The sequence below is a fragment of the Streptomyces xantholiticus genome (assembly GCF_014651015.1).
GTDB lineage: Bacteria > Actinomycetota > Actinomycetes > Streptomycetales > Streptomycetaceae > Streptomyces > Streptomyces xantholiticus.
The window spans coordinates 226,364-241,380 of record NZ_BMWB01000001.1 but is presented as its reverse complement, the minus strand read 5'-3'; the positions used below and the strand labels follow the sequence as shown (position 1 = coordinate 241,380).

Below are 15,017 nucleotides of genomic sequence, written 5' to 3'. Positions count from 1 at the left end.
CACAGTGAACGTCCTTGTTACCGGAGGCGCCGGGTTCATCGGCGCCAACCTGTGCCGAGAACTGGTGTCGCGTCCGAACACCGGCAAGGTCATCGCCCTGGACGACCTGAGCACGGGCTCGGCGGCCAACCTTGCGGGGACCGACGTGGAACTGGTCGAGGGCAGCATCCTCGACTCCGGGCTCCTCGACAGCGTCGTGCCCGGAATGGACGCCGTCGTGCATCTCGCGGCGCGCCCGTCCGTACCCCGCTCTCTGACCGACCCGGTCGCCAGCCATCACGTCAACGCGACCGGCACGGTCACCGTCCTCGAGGCCTGCCGGCGCGCGGGTGTCCACGTTGTCGCCGCGTCGTCCTCCTCGGTCTACGGAGCCACCGCGGTCCTGCCGAAGCACGAGGATCTGGCGACCCGGCCACTGAGCCCCTATGCCGCGAGCAAGCTCGCCACGGAGGCGTACGTCCTTGCCTACGGAGCCTCGTTCGGCCTGCCCACCCTGGCGTTCCGCTTCTTCAACGTCTACGGGCCGCTGCAGTCGGCCGGCCATGCGTACGCCGCCGTGGTCCCGGCCTTCATCGACGCCATGCTGCGCGGCACACCCGTGCGGATCTTCGGCGACGGACTGCAGAGCCGGGACTTCACCTATGTCGGAACCGTGGTCCGGGTGCTGGCAGACGCCGTGATGCGCAAGGTTTCGTGCGACCGTCCGGTGAACCTCGCCTTCGGCACCCGGGTCACCGTTCTCGACCTCGCCCGCGAACTCAGTGACATCACCGGACTGCCGGCCGGCATCCGGCATGAACAGCCGAGGGCGGGGGACGTCCGCGATTCCCAGGCCTCAAACGACCTGCTGCGCGATCTCTTCCCCGGTATCGCCCCAGTTCCTCTGAAGGAGGGACTCGCGCAGACGGTGACCTGGTTCCGCACCCTGCCGGACCATGCGGCGCGGGGTGAGGGGCGTCAACCCATCGGGCCCGTTGCGGTGGACGTTGCCTGACGGACGGCTCCGAGGCCCTGTCGTTCGAGCCCCGGTCCCGTCATCTCGGCGTCGGGACCGCCGCAAGGCCCGGTGAGGTCGGCCCGGGCAATCGCCCGGACCGGCCTCACAGCAGCCCGTGCAGCATCGCGGCCACGCGGTCGGGCGAGAACTCGCTCTGCGCCCGGTGCCGCAGACGCTGCCCCAACTCCTGCCGCTGGGCAAGGGTGGTGGCCATCAGCGACCGCAGATGGCCGGCCAGCGCGTCGAGGTCACCGACCGGTGCCACATAGGGGTAGTCGGAACCCACTACATCCACTGAACCACCCGCGTCGGTCGTCACCACCGGTGTGCCGGAGGCCATCGCCTCCAGCAGCACCCGCGGGAATCCCTCCTCGTAGCTGGGCATGACGACGGCATCCGCCGCCGCGTACAGCTGTGGCAGGTCGCGATTGGGCACTGCGCCCAGTAGCCGCATGTGGCTGCTCCGCGCCGGGTCGGCCGCCTCCCGCTCGAGGCGGGACCGCTCCGGTCCGTCCCCGGCGACGACGAGCCGGACCCGTAGGCCCGAGGCCTGGGCCTCCGGCGCCTCGGCGACCGCGTCGACCAGGGGCGAGAGGAGGCGGACGCCTTTGCGGTACGACAGCCGATGTACGAAGAGCACGACGAACTCGTCGTCGGCCCACCCGAGCCGCGTCCGCGTCTCGTCGCGTGCCGCGCGGTCGAGAGGGGCGAAACGGCCGGCATCGACATCGTTGTAGAGCAGCCGCATCCTGTGCCGCGGAACGCCCCACAGGTCGGCCACCAGGGGGACCATGGTCTCCGGTCCGGTGACCATGCAGTGCACCAGCCGGGCTGTGATCCTGTTGACCGATTCACGGACTCCGAGCCGGACGGTCCGGGGCTGTTCGGGCGCCCGAACACCGGGTAGACCGCTGCGCCACAGCAGGATGCGGTGGCGGTACAGCGGGCGGGTCAGAATGAGGACGATCACGAAGAGGGTGGAGTAGCGCAGAAAGTAGGTCCGGTAACCGGCGCGGGACAGGCGGTGGATCGTGAGCGCGGTGCCCAGCATCCGACCGATCGTGCTCCGGCCCGGGACGCGCAGCAGGAGGTGGACTCCCGCGAGTCGCGCCGGAGGTCTTCCGCGCTCGACCGCGGCCGCGACGTCCACGCGCCTGCCCAGCGCCGCCAGCAATGCGGGGATGTGTGCGAAGTGTTCGGACTCGTCGTCGGTCAGGTGGGGCACCACATAGACGAGCCGCGGACGGTCAGCGGGCCCGGCGGAGGTCGCTGCGCCGTGTGCCCTGCCGTACGGCACGCCGGCCACTAGCCCAACCGCTCGAGTCGTGCCTCGTGCCGCTGAGCCACTCCCGGCAGCCGCATGGCGCCGGTGATCTTCCTGGAGTCGAAAAGAAAGACCGGACGTTGACGGCGGTGTCCGCAGAAGTCGAGGAAGGCCCTGCTGCAGTTGACGTCGTCGCTGGCGATGACGCCGCCCGCCGTCATCAGGGGCCAGGCCCGCTCGTACTCGAACAACTGCGGCAGGTAGAGGTGGTCGCTGTCGTGGAAGAACAGGTCGATCTTCCCGATGTCCCCGAGGGCCCGGGTCAGGGACGACTCGGGCCGTCGGCGGTCGAGGATCTCCAGCTGCCACTGCGGGTGCTTGCCCACCAGCCGGCCGGCGGTGCGGTTGATGTCGAAGCTGTGCAGCATGCCCGTGCCGTTGTTTTCCAGCGCGGCGAGGATCAGCCATGAGGAGCGGCCGTCCGCCACACCGGTCTCCACGACCGTCTGCGGCTTCAGCAGTCGGCCGAGCCCGTACAGGACCGCGCTCGTCTCGGCCTCTACACCATGGGTCGAGGGGTAGAAGAGTTCGGTCTCGTCGTAGCGGCGGGTCAGTCGTTCGGCGACCTCCTCGTACTCGGCCAGCACTTGCTCGACCTCAGCCGGCTGCCAGCCGAGGTTCTCGAGGAAGGCGGCCGCTGCGGTGACGACGGCTCCTCCGGCGCGGGTGAAGTCCATGACGGCCGGCGCCGTGTACCGCCGGATGCCGGTTCCCAGGGTCCGCATGGCGAGATATCCGCTCATCACCGATGCGACAGGCCCCACACCGGAGTGCGTGACCCATCGACGAACCGTCGACGCTCGGCCCACGGCGACCTCCTAGATTTCCGAGTTGTATGGATTTGTTCCATAACGTAACACCCCGGATGGGGGTATATGTCTTGCAACGCGGGGCGGGCAGGGGATTAAGGGCCGTGTCCTGCATGGGCGGTTGGCGGCGCGGGTGTGGGCGGTCCAGGGCCTGGGGTCACCGGATCCCGCAGCGCCCTCCTGCGCCGGCGGCAACCGACGGACGACGCCTTCCTCGTCCTTGTCGACCCGGCCGTGCCGGGAGCGCCATCGCCCCACAACCGCCCCCGGGTACCCGGACCACCCCGTCACCAGGACATATACCCAGCTAAGGAAGAAACCGGCATTAGTCTGGCGCCCTGACCGACCCGGAGAGACCGGGTGAGAGTAGGGAAAGGAGCGCCGGCACCATGCGCGTATCCGTCATCGGCTGCGGACACCTGGGTATCCCGCACGCCGCTGCGATGGCCGAGATCGGCCATGAGGTCGTCGGAGTGGACCTTGACCAGGCGAAGATCGACCGGCTCAACGCAGGCGAGTGCCCGATCTACGAAGCGGGCCTTCTTGAACTGCTGGCCACCCACACCGCTTCCGGACAGCTCCGCTTCACTACCGATATGGCTGAGGCCGCCGCCTTCGCCGACGTCCACTTCCTCGCGGTCGGCACCCCTATCGACGTCGACGGCCGCAGCTACGACACCAGCCAGGTCTTCGGCGCCGCCCGCTCCCTGGCACCCCACCTGACCCGACCCGCCGTGATCATCGGTAAGTCCACCGTCGCTGTGGGTACCAGCCGCGACCTTTCCGAAGTCCTCACACGTCTCGCCCCTGCGGGTGACGACGTCGAGGTGGTGTGGAACCCCGAATTCCTGCGCGAGGGTCACGCCATCGAGGACACTCTGCATCCCGATCGCATCGTCGCCGGCGTCCCCTCCTCGCACGCCGAGGACGTCGTTCGGGAGATCTACGCCCCGCTGCTGAAGAACCGGATTCCGCTGTACATCACCACCCCCGCCACGGCTGAACTGATCAAGGGCGCAGCCAACGCCTACCTGGGCATGAAGATTTCCTTCATCAACGGCGTCGCCGACATGTGCGCCGCGGCCGGCGCAGACGTACAGCAACTCACCGAGGCCATCGGACTCGACCCCCGTATCGGCCGTGGGGGACTCAACGCCGGTCCGGGATACGGAGGAGGCTGCCTGCCCAAGGACATCCGTGCCTTCACCGCCTCCGCCCTGAGCCTCGGGGCCCACGACGCCGCAGCACTTCTGCGAGCCGCAGAGCAGGTCAACGAATCCCGCGCCGCTGCCGCTCTGCGCCTTGTGGAAGAGACCATCGGGCGACCGGTCGACGGTGTACGGGTCACCGTCTGGGGCGCCTCCTTCAAGGCCGGCACCGACGACGTCCGCGAGTCCCCCGCTCTCGCGATCGCCCTGCTCATGCACCAACGTGGCGCCGCCGTCACGGTCCACGACCCCCACGCCGTCCTCACGGCGATGCGCCGGCACCCTGAGCTCGACTACAACGAAGATCTGGACGACTCCGTCAAGGACGCGGAGCTGATCGTGCTGGCCACCGAGTGGCCGCAGTTCCGTGACGCCGACCCGAAGCACCTGACCACCCTGGCCGCGGAGTCCGTCATCGTCGACCTCCGTAACGTTCTCGACGCCGACATCTGGCGTACCGCCGGATGGACCGTTCGCCAGCTCGGCCGCGCCGCGCAGCAGTAGACCTCCCGATCCGAGCGGACCAGGACAGCAATGAGGGCGCGCTTCGGTCAGGAGGGCGAAGTGGGGCCTGCGAATCGTTCGGTGCGACTCCTGGAGAGGGAAGATGCATCGACGACCGGCTGATGGACGAGCTCGTTGGTGGGGCCCGGCGGCGAGGGCTTCAGCTGACCGGCGAGGCAGGGCTGCAGCAGTTGATCAAGCGGCTGTTGCAATCGGCCCTCGAAGGCGAGAGCCGGCTGATCATGTGGTCGGGGGCGGAGTCCAAGGTGCGGCTGAAGGTGCTGCGGTACGGGGCGGGGCCGGCTTCGTGAGCAGTTGCCCGGGCGGATCACGGCGGGCACGGTCACCGGCGGCCGCGATCTGGGGACTCCTCGCCGCGGCGCTGGAGGACCGGCAGGACGACGTTCCTGTTGACGCGCCGGCACGGGTCGCGCAGCGGCCGCGGACCGCCGCATCGTTCCTCGAAGCCGGTTACGCCGCCTCGCTGGGGCTGCTCTGAGTGCTGTTCGCCGGAACCGCGCTGTACACCGGGACTCGCAGGAGCCGGAGCCAGACGACGGCGGTCACCGCGACAACAGTGATCAGCACGACCGGCTGCGGGACGGCCTTGAGCATGACCAGGATGGCCGTGAGGCTCGTCACCGCCGCGAAGCCTCCGATGGCGGCCGCCACCTGCCGAACCGTCAGCCCGAGCTGTCGGAGGCGGTGTGCGATGTGGTCCTTGCCACCCTGCAGCACGGGCCGTCCCTCCCTGCGCCGAGCCACCATGACCAATCCGGTGTCCGCGGTGACCACCAGCGTGATGAGCAGCAGACTGCCGTACCCGGAGAGAGCGGTGCTGTCCTTGTGGAGGGTCATGCTCGCGGACGACACCAGGAAGCCCACGAAGAGCGCGCCCGCGTCACCGAGAAAGATGCGCGCCGGGTGCCAGTTGTGGAACAGGAACCCGGCGCAGGCCCCGGCAAGGGCGGCGGTGACCACCGCGGTGCCGACCAGCCCGGCGGTCAGCGCGGCGCAGCAGAGGAATGCCGCGATGACAGCGGTCACCGTGGAGACCACGCCGTCCATGTTGTCCAGCAGATTGAAGGCATTGGTCGTGAAGAGGATCCACGTCACCGCAAGGACCGCGTCGACCCACGTGCCGAAGAGCACGGGGTGGCCGCACCAGGCGACGACCACGAACGCCGCGGCCGTCTCGACGGAGAGCCGCACCCGGATACTGAGCGGACGCAGGTCGTCGACGAGGCCGAGCACGGCGATCACAGCGGCACATCCGAGCACGACGCCCAGGGTCGAATCACTCCCGCCCGCCGCGTACATCACCAGACCCGCGGAGCCGGCCGTCGCCAGTGCGACGGCCATGCCGCCCAGATAGGGCGTGGGGGAGACATGCACCTTGCGTGCCGCTGGCCGGTCGGTGTATCCACGCCGCACGGCGAGGAGACGCAGGGGCTCGGTCAGCAGAGCCGCGACGGCCAGAGCCCCCAGCCCCGCGAGTGCCGTCACCATCCACGGGCTCAGACCGGACATGGACTCGCCGCCGTCGCCCGGCCGTCGGTGTCGCCGGTGTGTCCTTCGTCCGCGCGACGGGAGGCGGCGCCGGGCTCCTGCTGCGGCATTTCACCACGGGCGTCCGCCGCGGTGTCCGCCAAGGCGTCCGCCACGGCGTCCGCGAGGATGTCGTCGAGGTTCCGCCGTGGTTGCCAGCCGGTGAGGGCCCTCAGTTTCGTCGTGTCCGGGACCCGGCGGTCCATGTCCTCGAACCCAGGTCCATATGCCTCGTTGTAGGAGACACGCTCCACGCTCGACGCGCTCTTCGCGCAGGTGACGATGCGTGCGGCGAGATCGAGGATGCTGATTTCCTCGTCGCTTCCGATGTTGAACGTCTCTCCCTCGGCCTCCGGACGGTCGATCAGCGAGACGAGTGCCGCGACCACGTCGGTGACATGGAGGAAGCAGCGACTCTGCCGACCGGTGCCGTGGACGGTGAGCGGTTCCCCCCTGACCGCCTGTCGGGCGAATCTCGGAATCACCATGCCGTAGGCCGCGCTCTGCCGGGGTCCGACGGTGTTGAAGAAGCGCACAATCGTCGAACGCAGTCCGTACTCGCGGCGGTACAGCTCGGCGAGGATCTCGTCCACGGCTTTGGCCGTGCTGTAGGACCATCGAGGGACGGAGGGACTGCCCAGAATGCGGTCCGACATCTCGTTCAGCGGCCCCGACGAGTTCTTGCCGTAGATCTCCGACGTGCTGGCAAGAATGACCGGCCGGCGGTGGCGGTACGCCGCTTCCATGACCGTTTCTGTTCCCTTGGTGTTGATGGTGAAAGACCTCAGTGGCTGCTCGATGATGAGCTTCACCCCAACTGCCGCGGCCAGGTGTACGACCCGGTCGCATTCGCCTACCAGCTTGTCGACCAGCGGCGCATCCAGCACCGAGCCGTGGACGAACTGAAAGTGTCCGTGATTGCGTGCGCCGGCAAGGTTCTGCAGGCGTCCGGTGCTGAGATCGTCGAGTGCGACGACCGGCTCGCCACGGGCCAGCAGCGCATCGACAAGATGGGAGCCGATGAATCCGGCTCCTCCAGTAACCAGGTACTTCGGGTGGTCCGTCACGGCGTCACTCCATGTCTGTGGGTGGGGCATTGCCAGGGTCATGTGCACCACCGGCGACGCGAGGGCAACGATAGCCCGGAACCGCACAAACAGAGTGAATTGATAGATCGGTTAGTCCACTTGCCCCGTCGCTCAGAGGACAAGATGACTCTGTTTGCCTGAAGCGGTGTCACCCGGCAGGCACAGTGCGGGCGGAGCCTGGCATACATGGCGAGTATTCGAAGAATTCAGCTGGGCAGGCGAGAGGAGAGTCAGACGTGTCGGTGTCAGTGCAGAAGGTGGTCGTCGTCGGCCAAGGGTATGTAGGCCTTCCCCTCGCCATTCGTGTGGTGGAGGCCGGGCACAACGTCGTGGGTATCGACCTGGACGAGATGCGCGTCAAGCGCCTCGCGGCCGGTGAATCGTTCGCCGAGGACGTCACGTCCCCCCGTCTCCTGGCCGCCCTCAACTCCGGCCGCTACTTCCTCAGCATCGACTACGCGGATGCCGCGGGCTTCGACGTGTGCGTCATCACGGTGCCCACGCCGCTGAAGAACGGCGCGCCCGACCTGAGTTACGTGGAAAGCGCCGCGCAGGCAGTCGCCCCCCACCTCCGGGCGAACGCCACGGTGATCCTCGAGTCCACCACGTACCCGTGCACGACCGAACACGTCGTGCGCCCGCTTCTGGAGGCTCACAGCGGTCTTCGGGCCGGCGAGGACTTCTTCCTGGGATACAGTCCGGAAAGGATCGACCCGGGAAACCCGACCTGGCGGCTGGAGAACACGCCCAAGGTGGTCTCCGGGATCGATGACGCCTCCCTGAGGCATGTCCAGAACTTCTACAAGGACGTGGTGGACCGTACCGTCCCGGTGAGTTCACCGCGCACGGCGGAGCTGACAAAGCTCCTGGAGAACACCTTCCGTCATGTGAACATCGCCCTGGTCAACGAGCTTGCGATGTTCTGCAGGCCGCTCGGCATCGACATCTGGGAAGTGATCGACGCGGCGTCGACCAAGCCTTTCGGATTCATGCGCTTTCTGCCCGGGCCGGGCGTCGGCGGTCACTGCCTGCCCATCGATCCGTCGTATCTGTCGTGGCAGGTCAAACAGGCGCTGCAGCACGACTTCCGCTTCGTGTCGCTCGCCAACGACATCAACAGCCATATGCCCGATCATGTGGTTCTCCGGGTGGCCAGAGGACTCAACACGCGGCGCAAGCCGGTCAACGGAAGCCAGATCCTGGTCCTCGGGCTCGCTTACAAGAGGAATACCGGCGACATCCGCGAATCCCCTTCCGTCGCGGTCGCCCAGGGTCTCCAGAAACTCGGCGCGCACGTCCTCGCGGTGGAACCGTATGTCGACCCGTCGCAGCTGCCCCAGGACATTCTCTGTGTCGACCTCACAGAGGAGCAGGTCGCGTCAGCCGACGCAGTGGTCGTGGCCACCGATCACGACGACTTCGACTACGCAATGGTGGAGCGTGTCGCCGATTACGTGTTCGACGCCTGCAATCGTTGCCGTTCAGGCTCCGCGGAGCGCCTCTGAGAAGGGACCGATGCACTCCGCCGAGGAGTGCGGAGGGTACCGAGTGGCCGAACACGCATGCCGCGTGCCCGAAATTCTCGGTGCTGACCCTAAGGTGACTGTCCAAATTACTCGCTCTGATCGGGGAAGACCTTGGATTTGCACCAATACCTACGAGTCCTTTCCCGCCGATGGCGCGTCATCGCCCTGGTGGCATTGCTGGGGACGGCGACAGGCGTCTTCACCAGTGTTGTCGCCACTCCCGAGTACCAGGCAACGAGCACACTTTTCGCCTCCCTCCAAGGTGGCGACGACACATCCCAGCTCAACCAGGGGAACTCGTTCACCCAGGCAAGAGTTCAGTCCTACGCCGACATCGTGGCCAGTCCCGAGGTGACCATCCCGGTCGTCAAATCCCTCAAGCTGAAAATGACGCCGAGCGAACTGGGTGCTCGCGTCTCGGCCGAGGCCCCGGTCAACACGGTGCTCCTCCGTCTGACCGTCACCGACACCCACGCGGCACGAGCCGCCCGGATCAGCAATGCCGTCGCCACCCGCTTCGCCCAGGTGATCAGGGAGTTGGAGAGCCCCGACGCGGACACGACCGAGTCCCCGGTGCGGCTCACCGTCATCCAGCCCGCGACCGCGCCGTCCGTCCCTTCGTCACCGAAAACCACGCTCAACGTCGCACTCGGTCTGGCCGTTGGACTGGTCCTCGGGTTGGCGATCGGCGTCGCACTGGAGACGGTGGATACGTCGATGCGGGACTCCAAAGCCCTGGCCGAGTGCCTGGCGGCCGCTGCCGGACCCCCTGTGCTGTCCAGCATCGTGCACGACTCGCGAGCCTCACGGCGCCCGGTCTCCCTGCGCGACGACACGCACAGCACCCGTGCGGAGGGCTTCCGGAAGCTACGGGTCAATCTCCAGTTCACCGAAGTGGGCAAACGGCCGAAGGTCATCGCCGTCACGAGCCCGCTGCCGCGCGAAGGCAAGAGCAGCGTGTCGGTCAACCTGGCCGCCACACTGGCCGAGGAAGGCGCCAAGGTATGCCTGATCGACTGCGACCTGCGCCGTCCTTCCGTCGCCTCGGCCCTCGGCCTGGTCAGGGACGCCGGGCTGACCACCGTTCTGGTGGGCAAGGCAGGGGTGCATGAGGTCCTGCAGACAACCGGGTCCTTCTCGGTGCTCACCAGTGGGATGATTCCCCCCAACCCGACCCAGATCCTCGGCAGTCCCCAATTCGCCGCCGTGCTGGAGGAACTCGCCGAGGAGTTCGACCACCTCGTCGTGGACACCGCTCCGGTGCTTCCGTTCGCCGACACCCCGGCGATGGCACACGCCGTCGACGGCTACCTGCTCGTCGCACGTGCCGGACGGACGAGCAGGAGCCAGATCCTCGACGCCCTGCGCATCCTCGAACGCGTCAACGCGCCTGTATTCGGGGCGGTCCTGAACGCTGCTCCTGCACGGGGCGACGGTGAGGCCCACGGCTACGCATACCGGTACCAGCCGAAGCCGGAGGCGGCAGGCCGCCTCTCGGCGCTCCTCTCGACGCGGCTGGCGCCTCGCCGACAGGCGTCCGCCAACGGTCACAAGCCGCCGGTGTCGGCCAGGACGCGGTCGTAGTACCGGACGCCGAGGACCCGGACGGCCAAGGACCCCCTCTGCACAGGCCGTCCTGCCAGGTCCGGCGATGCCCACGAAGTGTCGCCGGACGGGGTCGCAGCTTCGAATCAGTCGTCCCGACCCGGAAGAGCTGTGGACCGGGGCCGTGTCGGAGTGTCCGACGCGGCCTCTGCCGCGCTCCGGGGCCGTTGGGAAACGGGACTGCCGGAGCGTCCGTCGGGCCGGCGACCGGCTCCCGACCGGGCGGGCGGTGGTACTCCCTAAGCACTGTCCTCGACGTGCAGCTTCGCCTCGGTCGCCCCACGGGCATCGGCCACGATCCGGGCCTCGGCCTCGACGGCCTTGCGGACGGAGGCCGGCAGCCGTCCGAAGGGCCGGACGGTCACGTCGATCCTGCGGCCGGCGGACCTGGCGCGCCAGATGCCGGAGATCTCGGAGCCGACCAGCACCGCGCCCGGCGCTCCGATGGCGCGCCAGACCTCCTTCGCGCGGCTGGTGTCCGGTACGACGAGTGTGCGGTCGCGCGCCTGAAGGAAGGGGTCGCCGGGCGGAAGGAGCCGCACCGTCCTCCCGCTCCTCGCCGAGACCAGAGCGTCGACGTCGGCGGCCGGCAGCCACGCAGTCCTTCCCTCCACCGACACCTTTGCGAGATCCACGGGCCACACCCTCTTGACCACGGTCGGTTTCGTGCCCAGGTACTTGGCCACTTCGGCGGGCGTGGCAGGACCGAGGAAGCGCAGATACGACTCGATCACCCGGGCGGTACCGGTGGCGGACTCCGGCACGGGGAACCGCCGCTCCAGCGGGGACAGCACCGTCCTGCCGCCCTGCGCGGCGACCCGTACCGAGCCGAAGAGCCCGGCCTGCTGGAACAGCAGTCCGGAGATGTGGCGCGCGCCGCACGCCTCGCACCAGTACGTCAGGGACCGGGGCACGATCGCGCTGACCGCCGTACTGACCTCGCCCTTGACCATCGGAGAGGTCACCACCTCGCGGAACGCCTCCGCCGTGGCCCTGAAGGCCTCGATGCCGAGTCCGGCGCCCTCCTTGATCACGGCGGTGTCGAGCCGGGCCGTGGCATCGGTGTCGTCCACGGGCCACAGCGCGGCGGCGAGGCCGGGCAGGCCGGCGCGCCGATGCAGATGCGGGGCTCCGCGGAACGACCACACGAGCTCCAGCCCTTCGGCGGAAGCGCCCCGCGCGGCGAGCGCCGATCGCGCCGAGCCGCTCGGCGTGTCCTGCACACCGAGGGTCAGCACCTCTGGCGTGGCCGACGAGCGGTCCAGGCCCTGAACGGCCACCCGATGGGCCAGCACCTGCTCACGGGACACCTCGACGCCGTGCGTTCTGCTCAACTTCTGCACCTTTCGTGCGCCTTGTGCGTACCGTACCGGGCGACGGGGCCACGATCGGGGCCGGAGCGCTGTCCGCCGGCCCGGTCTGCGCGGATTCGACGACGGCGCCGGTGAAGGACGTCGCGGGCGGGGCTGACGAACGGCGCGACGACAGCCGCGGCTGCCAGTGATCCGGACATGCGGACTCCCCGCCAGGGGCTCCTTGAACTCTGCTCAACTGCCGTGCCAAAAGGGCCACTTCGTGCACGACCACCGCGCCCGAAGCAACGCCCCCGGCGTACGCCGCGCAGACGGAACCGGGCGGGAATCATCGGAGAGGTGCCTGCCCTGCTCCGCTGCGAAGGGACCGCTCAGCGGCGCGGCCGCGTCACTCGAGCGGTTCCGCGCACGCGCCCACGGCCAGTGCCATGTCCGCCTGGTGTCGGCCTGTTGCGGCGGGCGGTCAGACGATGTTCTCCGCGATCTCCGCCTGTTCGCGCGCGTTCCCGTACGCCGACGGTGTGCTGTAGGAGCGGCGCGCCACGAACCACCACACCGTTGCCAGGATCAGCACCGCCGCGAGCGCGATCGAGGCGTAGTTCATCGAGTCGACGGTCACCGGGTACGACTGCGGCAGGCAGAACAGCACCGTCACGCATGCCACCCACACCACGGCGATCCAGCCGATCGGCCTGCTCCAGCGCCCCAGGGACCAGGGACCGGGTTCGAAGCGGCTGCCGGCGCGGAGCCGCAGATAGACGGGGATCGCGTAGGCCGGGGTGATGCCGATGACGTTGATCGCGGTGACCGCGCCGTAGGCGGTCGTGGAATACAGCGACGGCACCGCCAGCAGACAGGCGAACGACACGGACAGCCACACCGCGGGGACGGGCGTCTGCGTACGGCTGCTCACCTTGCGCCACAGAGCCGAACCCGGCAGGGCGTTGTCACGGCTGAAGGCGAACACCATACGGCTCGCGGCGGCCACCTCCGCGTTGCCGCAGAAGAGCTGGGCGACGATCACGACGAGCAGCAGCGCCGTGGCGGCGCCGGTGCCGAGGGCGTCGATGAAGATCTGGGCGGGCGGCACACCCGTTGCGGTGTCCTGGGTGCCCGCGTAGTCCTGGATGGCGAAGGTCAGGCCGGCGAGCAGCGCGAACCCGGCGATCCAGGAGACCCAGATGGAGCGCACGATGCCCTGGGCGGCGGCGACGGACGCGTTGGAGGTCTCCTCGGACAGATGGGCGGAGGCGTCGTACCCGCTGAAGGTGTACTGGGCCAGCAGCAGGCCGATGGCGGCCACGTAGATCGGATTGTCCCAGCCGGTGCCGTTGACGAACTCGCCGAAGACGAACTCGGGGGACTGATGGTCCGACGGCACGATCGCCAGCGCGCCCACGATCAGGGCCACGCCGCCGAGGTGCCACCACACGCTGACGGAGTTGAGCAGGCTGACGAGCCGTACGCCGAACAGGTTGAGCGTGGCGTGCAGCAGCAGGATGCAGATGAAGATGATCATCGTGGAGCCCGGGGCGGGCTCGATCCCCCACTGCAGGTTCAGGAAGGCGCCGGTGAACAGCGCGCAGCCGTAGTCGATGCCGGCGATGGCGCCCAGCAGTCCCAGGAGATTGAGCCAGCCGGTGTACCAGCCCCACTTGCGGCCGCCGAGCCGGTCGGCCATGTAGTAGAGCGCACCTGAGGTCGGATAGGCGCTGGTCACCTCCGCCAGGGCCATGCCGACACACAGCACGAAGAGACCGACCCCCACCCAGCCCCAGAGCATCACCGCCGGACCGCCGGTGCCGAGACCGAACCCGTACAGCGTCATACAGCCGGAAAGGATCGAGATCACCGAGAAGCTGATCGCGAAATTGCCGAAACCGCCCATCCGCCGGGCCAGAACGGGCTGGTAGCCGAGCTCCCGCAGCCGTTCCTCCTCGTCCTTGGGGCGAGCTTGGCCGGGGCCCGACCACTTGGGCGGGGAAACGGACATCGGAGTACCTCCGGGGAAAGGGGATGTGCTGAGCGATGCGGGCAGCGGGGAGGGGGAGCGGGCGCAGGAGTCGTGGCGGGAAGGCTCAGGCGTACGGGCCTCTGCCCGGGTCGGCGTCGTGTGCCGCCGCGAGGCAACGGGCCCGTGCGCGCAGGAACACCTCCTCGGCGAGCCCCGCGTCACGGGGATCGGACGTGCGGTACGCCCACGGAAGCGTCGTCCAGAACGGGCCGAGCGCCTCGAACACCCGTGCCGCAGCGGCGAACTGGAGCGAACCCCACAACGCGTGCGCCAGGTGGCTCAGATCGAGCAGTGTGCACGCCGCCGGCTGCACGACGTCGAACCAGTCGTGCAGCGCCAGCCGCCCGTCGCGGGTCGCGTCGTCCGTGACCCAGTGCAGGTCCAGCGCCTTCTCGTGGCCGTTCTCCCGGCGGTGGCGCTCGACCCGCACATACAGCGGCAGCGCCTTGAGCGGCGAACCGAGGGGTGCGGCCGAGGACGCCCACTGGACGAAGTTCACGGCCTCGGCCAGATGGCCGCCGGCCCGCCGCGCGTACACGAACTGCAGCATCCGGTGGTACGCCTCGCGGTTGTGCGGGTCGCGCTTGTCCGCCTGCGCCAGCAGACCCCACGGACCCGGGAAGAGCATCGGCCCGGGCGGTGCCGTCCGGTGCTCCTCGAGCCGCTGCCCCTCGTCGAGCCGGGCCAGGGCCAGCAGGCACACCCACGGCACGGGGTCCTCCGGTGACCGGCGCGCGGCCAGCCGGCATGCCTGCCAGGCCTCGTGCCACAACTCCTGGGTACGCCGGTGCCCCTCCCGGTGGGCGCGTAACGCCCGCTCGACGACGACCCGGCAGTGCATCACGGCCGCGGCGGAACTCTCCGGCTCCTCGGTCCGCCACGCCTGCACCGTGTCGGAGCCGGCCGCGACGGCGGCCAGCACCTGGGTGCGCCGGGTCCACAGGGACCAGTCGTTCGTCGCCGCGAGGAGGTCGCGCATCGACAGCCAGCGGCCGGTGCGCAAGTCCTGCAGAGCGGCGCGCAGTTCCTTGTCCTGGCCGGCCGGATGGTAGATCGGGCGAAAGGCGTCCGGGGCCATCAG

The 15,017-nt window shown here is 68.9% G+C and carries 13 protein-coding genes and 1 pseudogene; 7 read left to right on the top strand and 7 right to left on the bottom strand.

Annotation, left to right across the window (positions count from 1 at the left end):
• Positions 1–4 precede the first annotated feature (4 nt).
• Positions 5–994 carry an NAD-dependent epimerase/dehydratase family protein gene (locus tag IE198_RS01115; protein ID WP_189881663.1) on the top strand — a complete coding sequence of 330 codons (990 nt, stop codon included), beginning with the start codon at positions 5–7 and terminating at the stop codon, positions 992–994.
• A gap of 106 nt (positions 995–1,100) precedes the next feature.
• Here the strand turns inward: IE198_RS01115 and IE198_RS01110 are convergent, their stop codons facing one another.
• The gene (locus tag IE198_RS01110) at positions 1,101–2,294 is read right to left on the bottom strand and encodes a glycosyltransferase family 4 protein (protein WP_229833671.1); all 1,194 of its coding nucleotides are present in this window, start codon (positions 2,292–2,294) and stop codon (positions 1,101–1,103) included.
• A gap of 8 nt (positions 2,295–2,302) precedes the next feature.
• Positions 2,303–3,085, bottom strand: coding sequence for a class I SAM-dependent methyltransferase (locus IE198_RS01105; RefSeq protein WP_189881659.1), 783 nt, complete (start codon positions 3,083–3,085; stop codon positions 2,303–2,305).
• Positions 3,086–3,519: 434 nt separating this feature from the next.
• On the opposite strand from IE198_RS01105, the gene IE198_RS01100 reads away from it, so the two are divergent.
• The 3 genes and pseudogenes from IE198_RS01100 (at position 3,520) to IE198_RS01090 (ending at position 5,341) form a co-directional block, all read left to right on the top strand.
• Positions 3,520–4,842, top strand: a complete 1,323-nt coding sequence (locus tag IE198_RS01100; RefSeq protein WP_189881657.1) for a UDP-glucose dehydrogenase family protein — start codon at positions 3,520–3,522, stop codon at positions 4,840–4,842.
• Between the two features lie 122 nt (positions 4,843–4,964).
• Positions 4,965–5,072: pseudogene (locus IE198_RS36890) on the top strand (transposase); the annotation flags it as partial.
• Between the two features lie 77 nt (positions 5,073–5,149).
• A complete protein-coding gene (locus IE198_RS01090) occupies positions 5,150–5,341 on the top strand; it encodes a hypothetical protein (protein WP_189881655.1) in 192 nt (63 codons plus the stop codon).
• On the opposite strand, the gene IE198_RS01085 is transcribed toward IE198_RS01090, so the two are convergent.
• Positions 5,314–6,372, bottom strand: a complete 1,059-nt coding sequence (locus tag IE198_RS01085) for an MraY family glycosyltransferase (RefSeq protein WP_189881653.1) — start codon at positions 6,370–6,372, stop codon at positions 5,314–5,316. The two genes, IE198_RS01090 and IE198_RS01085, sit on opposite strands and share 28 nt — an antisense overlap.
• The gene (locus IE198_RS01080; RefSeq protein WP_229833669.1) at positions 6,360–7,457 is read right to left on the bottom strand and encodes an NAD-dependent epimerase/dehydratase family protein; all 1,098 of its coding nucleotides are present in this window, start codon (positions 7,455–7,457) and stop codon (positions 6,360–6,362) included. Before IE198_RS01080 ends, IE198_RS01085 begins: the two co-directional genes overlap by 13 nt.
• A gap of 257 nt (positions 7,458–7,714) precedes the next feature.
• On the opposite strand from IE198_RS01080, the gene IE198_RS01075 reads away from it, so the two are divergent.
• Positions 7,715–8,983: a nucleotide sugar dehydrogenase gene (locus IE198_RS01075; protein ID WP_229833668.1), complete on the top strand. Its 1,269-nt coding sequence runs from the start codon at positions 7,715–7,717 to the stop codon at positions 8,981–8,983.
• A gap of 132 nt (positions 8,984–9,115) precedes the next feature.
• Positions 9,116–10,588 (top strand): tyrosine-protein kinase domain-containing protein, encoded by a 1,473-nt coding sequence (locus tag IE198_RS01070; RefSeq protein ID WP_308426774.1) that lies wholly within the window; start codon positions 9,116–9,118, stop codon positions 10,586–10,588.
• Positions 10,589–10,848: 260 nt separating this feature from the next.
• Here the strand turns inward: IE198_RS01070 and IE198_RS01065 are convergent, their stop codons facing one another.
• Positions 10,849–11,943, bottom strand: a complete 1,095-nt coding sequence (locus IE198_RS01065; RefSeq protein ID WP_189881651.1) for a DNA glycosylase AlkZ-like family protein — start codon at positions 11,941–11,943, stop codon at positions 10,849–10,851.
• Between the two features lie 23 nt (positions 11,944–11,966).
• Between IE198_RS01065 and IE198_RS01060 the strand changes: the two genes are divergently transcribed.
• Positions 11,967–12,113, top strand: coding sequence for a hypothetical protein (locus IE198_RS01060; protein ID WP_189881649.1), 147 nt, complete (start codon positions 11,967–11,969; stop codon positions 12,111–12,113).
• Positions 12,114–12,385: 272 nt separating this feature from the next.
• Here IE198_RS01060 and IE198_RS01055 read toward each other — a convergent pair whose 3' ends face one another.
• Entirely contained in the window at positions 12,386–13,915 is a 1,530-nt protein-coding gene (locus IE198_RS01055; RefSeq protein WP_189881646.1) for an amino acid permease, read from the bottom strand.
• Between the two features lie 85 nt (positions 13,916–14,000).
• On the bottom strand, positions 14,001–15,014 hold the full coding sequence (locus tag IE198_RS01050; RefSeq protein ID WP_189881645.1) for a hypothetical protein: 1,014 nt from the start codon (positions 15,012–15,014) through the stop codon (positions 14,001–14,003).
• Positions 15,015–15,017 lie beyond the last annotated feature (3 nt).

Coding starts and splice junctions, on each gene's coding strand:
- IE198_RS01050 (WP_189881645.1), bottom strand. CDS start 15,014: ATGGCCCCGGACGCCTTTCGCCCGATCTACCATCCGGCCGGCCAGGAC.
- IE198_RS01085 (WP_189881653.1), bottom strand. CDS start 6,372: ATGTCCGGTCTGAGCCCGTGGATGGTGACGGCACTCGCGGGGCTGGGG.
- IE198_RS01055 (WP_189881646.1), bottom strand. CDS start 13,915: ATGTCCGTTTCCCCGCCCAAGTGGTCGGGCCCCGGCCAAGCTCGCCCC.
- IE198_RS01100 (WP_189881657.1), top strand. CDS start 3,520: ATGCGCGTATCCGTCATCGGCTGCGGACACCTGGGTATCCCGCACGCC.